This window comes from Bacillota bacterium (assembly GCA_023511835.1).
Taxonomy (GTDB): Bacteria; Bacillota; Sulfobacillia; order JAIMAT01; family JAIMAT01; genus JAIMAT01.
On the sequence record JAIMAT010000087.1, the window covers coordinates 1 to 7,588 of the forward strand.

Genomic DNA, 7,588 nt, shown 5'->3' on the forward strand with positions numbered 1-7,588 from the left:
GCGGCGTAGACCAGCACCGCCATCAGGTTGGCGGCGAAGCCGGTCCAGATGACGAGGCGCGAGCGCCGGAAGCCGTAGACCTCGGTCAGCACGTCGCCGAAGAGGTAGGTCAGCGGGAAGACCACCACCCCGCCCGGCAGGGCGAGGCCGGCCACGCTGACCAGGCGGCCGGCGACCACGTTGGCGACGAGCAGCGTGGCCACGAAGGCGCCGGCCACGATCACGAAGAGGGCGGAGAACTTGCGCTCCATGGGCCTCCGACCTTCCTCCGGCGGCTCCCCGCGACCTCCGGGCCCCCGGCGGGCCTCCGGAACCTTCCGCCCGGCCCCGCGGGCCGTGTCGGGCGCCGCCCGGCAGGTAGCATACTACCCGTCCACCGCCGCGGAAGTCGCCCGACGGCCGCGAGACTTCTTAGGCTTCGCTCAGGTGCCCTTCACCACCGTTTCAGCGACACGTGCCATGATGCTTCCGGGGGTGAAACGGAGATGGACATGTGGGATCCGTCGCGGGATGACGAGGCGCGCCGGACGGGCGACGGGGCCTGGCAGGCGGACGGCCGCCTGGAGGGCGGAGCCGGCGAGGCCTTCCGGCCGGAAGCCGACGAGCCCGCACCCCTGCAGTCGCCCCTGCAGTCGCCGGAGGTGGAAGAGGAGCCGATCCCGGCGACGAGCCGCCCGACGCGCCGCCGCTGGCGCCCCCGCCGGGCGGTGGCCGTGGCCGTGGTCGTCGCCCTGCTGGTCGGCCTGGCCGGCGGTGCCGCGCTGGGCTACTTCTGGGTCGGGCACGGCGGCGGCGGCACGGCGGGGCTTCCTCCCCTGACCGCCGCCAGCGGCGGGCAGGCCGGCGGACAGGCCGGTCTCGCCGCAACGGCCAACACCGACGTCTCCTCGCTGGCCACGCCGGTCACCCGCGTCTACCAGGCGGTGGGGAACGCGGTGGTGGCCATCCAGTCGCAGTCTTCGAGCCCGTTCGGCACGCAGAGCGGCCTGGGCTCCGGCTTCTTCATCGACACGCAGGGCCATATCGTCACCAACTACCACGTCATCGAGGGGGCCGACCAGCTGACGGTCCAGCTGGCCGACGGCCGCACCTATTCGGCGCACGTGGTCGGCACCGACCCCGGCAACGACCTGGCCGTCATCCAGCCGGACCAGGCGATCCCGGACATCACGGTGGCTCCCCTGGGTGACTCGGACAAGGTGCTGGTGGGCGAGCTGGCCATCGCCATCGGCAATCCGTTCGGCTACGACCACACGGTGACGGCGGGCATCGTCAGCGCGCTGGGGCGGACGCTGCCCTCCGGCAACCAGCACTCCATCGCCGGCATGATCCAGACCGACGCCGCCATCAACCCGGGCAACTCGGGCGGCCCGCTCCTGGACGCCAACGGCGAGGTGATCGGCATCAACACCGCCATCGAGGCGCCCAACGGCGGGCGCTTCAGCGGCGGCCAGGCGGGCAACGTGGGCATCGGCTTCGCCATCCCCATCAACACCCTCAAGGCGGAGGCGAGCCAGCTGCTCGCCGGCGGGCAGGTGCAGCACGCCTGGCTGGGCATCAGCGGGATGGAGCTGACGCCCCAGGTGGCCTCGCAGTACGGCCTCCCCGTCAGCTCGGGCGTGCTGGTGGTGGAGACGCTGCCCGGCAGCCCCGCGCGCAGCGCCGGCCTGCAGGCGGCGACGGTCGACCCGACCACCGGCCAGCCGGACTTCTCCTCGGCCGACGTCATCACCGCGGTCAACGGCCAGAAGGTCACCTCGGCGGTCCAGCTCTCCTCGCTGCTCGACCGGGTGGGGGTGGGCCGGACGGCCACGCTGACCGTGGTGCGGGGCGGTCGCACGCTCCAGATCCCGGTCCGCCTGGCCGCCTGGCCGGCCAGCCTGCCGGGCTGAGCCGGAGCCGCGACCCCGAGTCAGCGAGCGTGCAGGAGGGGGCGGGTGCGACCCGCCCCCTCTCCTTGCTCCGCCTCCTCCGCGCCTCAGCGCTCCTCGCCGGGCCAGCGCCAGGCGGCGCTCCAGCGCGGCGGCCGCCGCTCGGCGAAGGCGCGCGGTCCCTCCACGGCATCGGCGCTGGCGTAGACGACCCGGTACAGCTCGGCCGCACGGTCGAGGCCGGCCTTGAGGCCCAGGCTCATGGCCTCGCGCAGCGCGCGCTTGGCGGCGAGGACGCTGAGCGGCGCGTTGGCGGCGATGCGCTCCGCCAGCTCGAGCGCTCCCTCCAGCAGGCGGGCGGGCGGCAGGAGGCGGTTGACAAAGCCCAGCTCGTAGAGACGCCGCGCGGGCAGCGGCTCGCCGGTCATGGCCAGCTCCAGCGCCACCGCCAGCGGCAGCTGGCCGAGGAGCGGCACCGCCCAGGGCGAACCGCGCCCCACCCTGGCCTCGGCGATGGCGAAGGTGGCCTCCTCGCTGGCCAGGCGCAAGTCGGCGTTCTGCACCAAGAGGAAGCCGCCCCCCGCGGCGACGCCGTTGACCGCCGCCAGGACGGGCTTCCGCACCTCCAGCATGCGCCGCATCAGCGGGTCGCGCACCCGCGCCAAGAGGTCCTCGCCGCGCGCGCTCAGCTCGGCCTGCTCCTTCAGGTCCATGCCGGCGCAGAAGGCCCGCTCGCCGGCGCCGGTCAGGACCACCACGCGGATGCGGTCGTCGCGGTCCACCTGCTCCCAGAAGTCGGTGAGCAGGTTCCAGAGCGTGCTCGAGAGGGCGTTCCTGCGCTCCGGCCGGTCCAGGGTGAGGAGCGCCACCCCCTGGCGGATCTCCAACCTGAGCGGCTCCGCCTCAGCCATCGCCCGGCACCTCCACCTCGAGGCGGAGGAGCGCGTTGCCCAGCGACTTGCCCGTCTGGTCGAAGCGGAGCGTGCGCGTGGCGCCGCCGCCCAGCGCCCGCCGCATCACCACGTTCAGGGCCAGGATGTTGGGCAGTTCGTAGACCTCCACCTCGCCCTGGACGACGCCCTTCATCAGCGCCTTCACCCGCGCCGGCGTCACCTCGCGGCGGAGCACCTGGTAGGCCGCCTCGTCGAAGGCGAGCAGGCCGACGTTGGAGACGTCGCCCTTGTCTCCCGAGCGGGCGTAGCAGAGCTCCGCCAGCCGCTTCCTCGCCACGGTCGTCGCCTCCTTGCCGCGCCGGGGGCGCGCCCCGCACCGCCACTCCCGCCCGGGCCGGCCGCCCCCGCGCGCCTCAGGCGTCCAGGGTGCGGACGCGCACCTCCACCGCCTCGCGCGGCACCAGCGTGGGGAAGAGCGAGATCACCTGCCGCGTCCGCAGCGGCGCGCCCCAGCCGGTGCCGGCCGGCCCCCAGGTGGTGGCCAGGAAGAACTCCCTGCGCGCCGCCTCCGCCTCCTCCCGCGTCCGCGTGTGGACGGCCACGCGCAGCTCCACCTCGTTCACCTGCTCCTCGTCCGCCGGCCAGGGGGCCGCCTCGCCGTGGAGCATGTCGATGCCCACGCGGTCGAAGCGGAGGCCCAGCGGCCGGACGCCGCGCATCTCCAGGCGGCGGCGGAGCCACTCCTCCAGGTGGCGCGCCTTCTCCAGCGCATGCGGCCAGCTGACGCCCAGCCGCCCCTCGGCGATCCAGCCGTCGGCGTAGCCGATCTGCACCTTGAGCGTCTCCGGCCGCGGCCCGCCGCCCATGTCGCGGACGAGCACCCGGTCCCCGCCCAGGTCCTCCAGGCGGAGACGGGTGAAGTCGGCCACCGCGTCGGGCATCACGTACTGCCTCGGGTCGTGCACCTCGTAGACCAGGTGTTCCTTGACCGACCAGGCGTCGACCCGGCCCCCCGTGCCGGGGAGCTTGGTGATCACCGCCTCGACGCGGCCGTCCGGCGACTCCGTCACTTCGGCGACGGGATAGCCCAGGTTCCAGGGCTCGGGCGTCTCGCGCCAGCGGACGGTCATGCCGCCGGTCACCATCTCGGCGCACTCGATGAGGTGGCCCACCGTCACCGCGGCGGCGATCCGGTCCCAGTAGGGCTCCTCGTACCGCCAGCCGAACTCGTGCATGAGGGGGCCGACGAAGAGGGCGTTGTCCGAGACGCGGCCGGTGATCACCAGCTCCGCGCCGCCCGCCAGCGCCTCGACGATCCCCTCCGCCCCCAGGTAGGCGTGAGCCGCCACGATGCGCTCGCGGATGCCGTCGAGGCCGCGCTCGCCGGTGTCCAGGTTGACGAACTCCCAGCCCTGCGCCTCCAGCTGGGGAAGCTTGGCCAGCACGTCGTCGCCCTCCACCACGCCCACGCGCAGGGGCAGGCCCAGCTCGCGGGCGACGGCCAGCGCCCGCTCGGCGGCCGCCGCCGGGTTTGCGCCGCCCCCGTCGGCCACCAGCCGCACCCCGTTCCGCTTGGCGGCAGGAAGGATGCGGCGCACCATCTCCACCATGTCCTCGATGTAACCCTTGGCGGGGTCGCGCAGGCGCTCGCGCTGGAGGAGCGACATGGTCAGCTCGGCCAGGTAGTCGAAGCCGATGTAGTCGACGCCGCCCCGCTCGGCCAGCTCCAGCGCGGGCTCGAGCGCCGAGCCCCAGTAGCCGGAGCCGGAGCCGAGGCGGACGGTGCGTCCCCCCTCCGCCCCGGGCCGGGCGGCAGGACCGCCGGGGACCGCCACCTCCCCACCTCCCGCAGGAAGCTTCGCCCGGCGGGAAGGGCTTCCTTCGCGCCACGCGCGCGACGCGGCGTCGAAGTTGCGCCGTCGGCGGAGCCGGCCGGGCCGCGCGCCTCTGTTCTAGAGTAGAGATGGTGGAAGATATGGAAAGGTGGCCGGGACCGCCGGCCCCGTGCCGGGGAGGGAGGTTTTCGTGAACCGCGCTTCCACGCTCCTGCTGGCGGCCGCCTCGCATCCCGCCGCACCCCGCGCCGCCGTCCCGCCGGCGCCCCTGGCGCCCTTCGTAGGCCCCTGGCAGGCGGAGCCCACGCTCCTCCTTCCGGCCTCGCTCGCCGCCCTCCTCTACGCGGCCGGTTGGCTCCGGCTGCGGCGCGCGGGCGGGGCGGGGACGGCGACCGGCTGGCGGGCGGCCGCCTTCGCCGCGGGGCTGCTCACGGTGCTCTGGGCGCTCCTGGGCCCCCTGGACGACTTGGGCGACCGCTCCTTCGCCTTCCACATGGTCCAGCACGAGGTGCTGACCATGGTCTCGGCACCGCTCCTCCTGCTGGGCCTCCCAGGCCCGATCCTGGTCTGGGCGCCGCCCCGGGGCTGGAGCCGGCAGGCCCTGCCCTGGCTTGGCCACCGGCGCTGGCTACGCCGCCTGGGCGCCTGGCTCGGACGGCCGGCGGTGGCCTGGGCGCTCTTCAACGGAACGCTCCTCCTCTGGCACCTGCCACCCCTCTACAACGCCGCCCAGGGCAACGACTGGACCCACTACGCCGAGCATCTCTCCTTCCTGGCCACCGCCCTGGTCTTCTGGGCGCAGCTGGTCGGGCTGGCGCCCCGCGCCCGTCGCCTCGCCCCCGGTACCGCGGCCGGCTACGTGGCGGCCAGCATGCCGGTGAGCATGCTCCTGGGCATCTGGTTCCTCTTCAGCCCGGTCCCCGTCTACGCCCACTACGCCGCCGTCCGCAACCCTTACGGGTGGAGCGTCCTCCTGGACCAGCAGCTGGCCGGGGCGGTCCACCTGCTGCTGGCCATGGTCTACATGATGGCGCTGGTCGGCTACTACCTGGCCCGGCTCCTGGCCGAGGCCGAGGAGCGCGAGGCCTCGCTGCCCCGGCCCGGCGCCCCCGGGGCCGGCGCCTGAGCGCCCGCCGGCCGCCACCTCCGTCGGTCGCTCGACCGGCCCGGCTCCGCGCGGCTCAGGCCGGCTCGATGCCCGCGATCAGCGCTCCCGGCTCCGCCGCCGCCTCCGCAGGAAGGAGCAGGCGCAGGCGGCCGCTGGCCGGCGCCTCGATCTCGTACTGGACCTTCTCCACCGCCAGCTCGGCGATCACCTCGCCCCGCTCCACGCGGGCCCCGTCCTCGCGTAGCCAGACCAGCCGCACCCCTTGCGCCGCCTCCTCCGGCTCCCAGAGGTCGGCCGGGATCCGCACCTCCACCATACCCGCTCACTCCCCCGCCGGGCGCGGCACGGCCCGGGCGGTGCCCCGCCGGACCGCCTCCCAGGCCAGCTCGGCCACATGGGCGACGCGCAGCTCCCCGCCGCGGCCGGCCCGGCTGGCGCCCAGCCGCATTTGAAGATAGCAGCCGGGATTGGCGACGGCGACCACCTGCGCCCCGCTCCGACCGACCGCCTCCATCTTCCCGTCCAGGAGGGCCATGGAGGCCTCCTGGTGGGTGAAGTTGTAGATGCCGGCCGAGCCGCAGCAACGGTCGGCGCCCTCCATCTCCACGTAGCGGTAGCCGGGCAGGCTGGCCAGGATCTCGCGCGGCTCGCGGAAGACGTGCTGCCCGTGACGGAGGTGGCAGGAGTCCTGGTAGGTGACCGCCGGCGGCTCTCCGGCCGGCCCCGCTTCCGGCTCCGCACCCTCCGGCGCCTCCGGCGGCTCCACCGGCTCCAGCGCCACCAGCTGGCTCCAGTCCCGCACGCTCCGGCTGAAGAGGGCGGCCCGCTCGGCCCACTCCGGATCGCCGGCCAGCAGCCGACCGTACTCGCCCAGGAAGGCCCCGCAGCCGCCCGCGTTCTCCGCCACCAGCGGCCGGCCCGCCGCCTCCCAGGCGGCGATGTTCCGCCTGGCCAGGCGCGCCGCCTCGTTCTCGTCGCCGGCGTGGGCGTGGAGGGCGCCGCAGCAGGGCGCCCCCCCGAGCGGACGGACCGGGTATCCCGCCGCGCGGAGGAGCGCCACCGTCGCCCGGTTGACCGGCTCGAAGAGCGCCTCGCTGACGCAGCCCGGGAACCAGCCCACCTCGGGCAGCGGGCCGGCGGCCGCCCCGGCGTGCGCGGGCGTGCCTCGACTCTCCACCTCCTCGTCCTCCGCATCCACCGTTTCCGGAAGCATGGGCGCCATCCGGTCGAGGCCGCCCGGCAGTGTGCGCAAAAGCGGCTCGCCCAGCCTGCGCGCCAGGGGGTCCCTCTGGTACCAGCGTCCCAGCCGGCCGATCAGGCGGAGGAGCGTCGGATGCTCCACCGCCTGGAGCAGCGCGCGCCCCACCGGCCCCAGCGGGTCGATGCCGGGCAGTCGCGCCAGCTCCGCCCGCGCCGCCTCCAGCACCTCGCCGTAGCGGACGCCCGACGGGCAAGCGCTCTCGCAAGCGCGGCAGCCCAGGCAGAAGTACATCTGCTCCGCGAACCAGGCGTCCGGCTCGATGCGCCTCTCGCGCACCGCCTCCACCAGCGCCAGCCGCCCGCGCGGGGAGGCCGCCTCCCGCTGCGTCAGCGCGTAGGTCGGGCAGGCCGGCAGGCAGAAGCCGCACTTGATGCAGTGCGCGATCTGCTCGGCCGCCGCCTCGCCGCCGAACTCCGCCCAGCGGCCGCCCTGCGCCCGTCGCTCCAGCGCCGGGAAGGCGCCTGCCGGCGACGCCTCCCGTCGTTCCTCGTCCTCCCGGGCCACGCTCACGAGCCCCTCCCTCCTTCCGCTCGCGTCCCCCCGGCCGCGAAGAGCCCCAGCGGGTCGAAGGCGCGGGCGACGCGCTCCTCCAGCGCGGCGCGGGCGGGGTCGGGGGGCAC

8 protein-coding genes are annotated in these 7,588 nt (G+C 75.1%); 2 read left to right on the top strand and 6 right to left on the bottom strand.

Going from position 1 to position 7,588, the window contains the following annotated elements; all coding sequences use genetic code 11:
• The coding region (locus K6U79_10020) for a VUT family protein (protein MCL6522687.1) at positions 1-251 on the bottom strand (251 nt) is incomplete at its 3' end.
• Between the two features lie 234 nt (positions 252-485).
• On the opposite strand from K6U79_10020, the gene K6U79_10025 reads away from it, so the two are divergent.
• On the top strand, positions 486-1,892 hold the full coding sequence (locus K6U79_10025) for a trypsin-like peptidase domain-containing protein (GenBank protein MCL6522688.1): 1,407 nt from the start codon (positions 486-488) through the stop codon (positions 1,890-1,892).
• Between the two features lie 86 nt (positions 1,893-1,978).
• Here the strand turns inward: K6U79_10025 and K6U79_10030 are convergent, their stop codons facing one another.
• From K6U79_10030 to K6U79_10040, 3 genes are all read right to left on the bottom strand, one after another.
• A complete protein-coding gene (locus K6U79_10030; GenBank protein MCL6522689.1) occupies positions 1,979-2,782 on the bottom strand; it encodes an enoyl-CoA hydratase/isomerase family protein in 804 nt (267 codons plus the stop codon).
• On the bottom strand, positions 2,775-3,101 hold the full coding sequence (locus K6U79_10035; GenBank protein MCL6522690.1) for a hypothetical protein: 327 nt from the start codon (positions 3,099-3,101) through the stop codon (positions 2,775-2,777). The genes K6U79_10030 and K6U79_10035 overlap by 8 nt, the downstream gene beginning before the upstream one ends.
• Before the next feature lie 76 nt (positions 3,102-3,177).
• Positions 3,178-4,599 (bottom strand): DUF1446 domain-containing protein, encoded by a 1,422-nt coding sequence (locus K6U79_10040; protein MCL6522691.1) that lies wholly within the window; start codon positions 4,597-4,599, stop codon positions 3,178-3,180.
• A 190-nt stretch (positions 4,600-4,789) separates the two neighbouring features.
• Here K6U79_10040 and K6U79_10045 point away from each other — a divergent pair, with 190 nt between their 5' ends.
• Positions 4,790-5,725, top strand: coding sequence for a cytochrome c oxidase assembly protein (locus K6U79_10045; protein ID MCL6522692.1), 936 nt, complete (start codon positions 4,790-4,792; stop codon positions 5,723-5,725).
• Between the two features lie 55 nt (positions 5,726-5,780).
• Here K6U79_10045 and K6U79_10050 read toward each other — a convergent pair whose 3' ends face one another.
• Positions 5,781-6,023 carry a biotin attachment protein gene (locus K6U79_10050; GenBank protein MCL6522693.1) on the bottom strand — a complete coding sequence of 81 codons (243 nt, stop codon included), beginning with the start codon at positions 6,021-6,023 and terminating at the stop codon, positions 5,781-5,783.
• Between the two features lie 6 nt (positions 6,024-6,029).
• Positions 6,030-7,478, bottom strand: coding sequence for a (Fe-S)-binding protein (locus K6U79_10055; protein MCL6522694.1), 1,449 nt, complete (start codon positions 7,476-7,478; stop codon positions 6,030-6,032).
• Positions 7,479-7,588 lie beyond the last annotated feature (110 nt).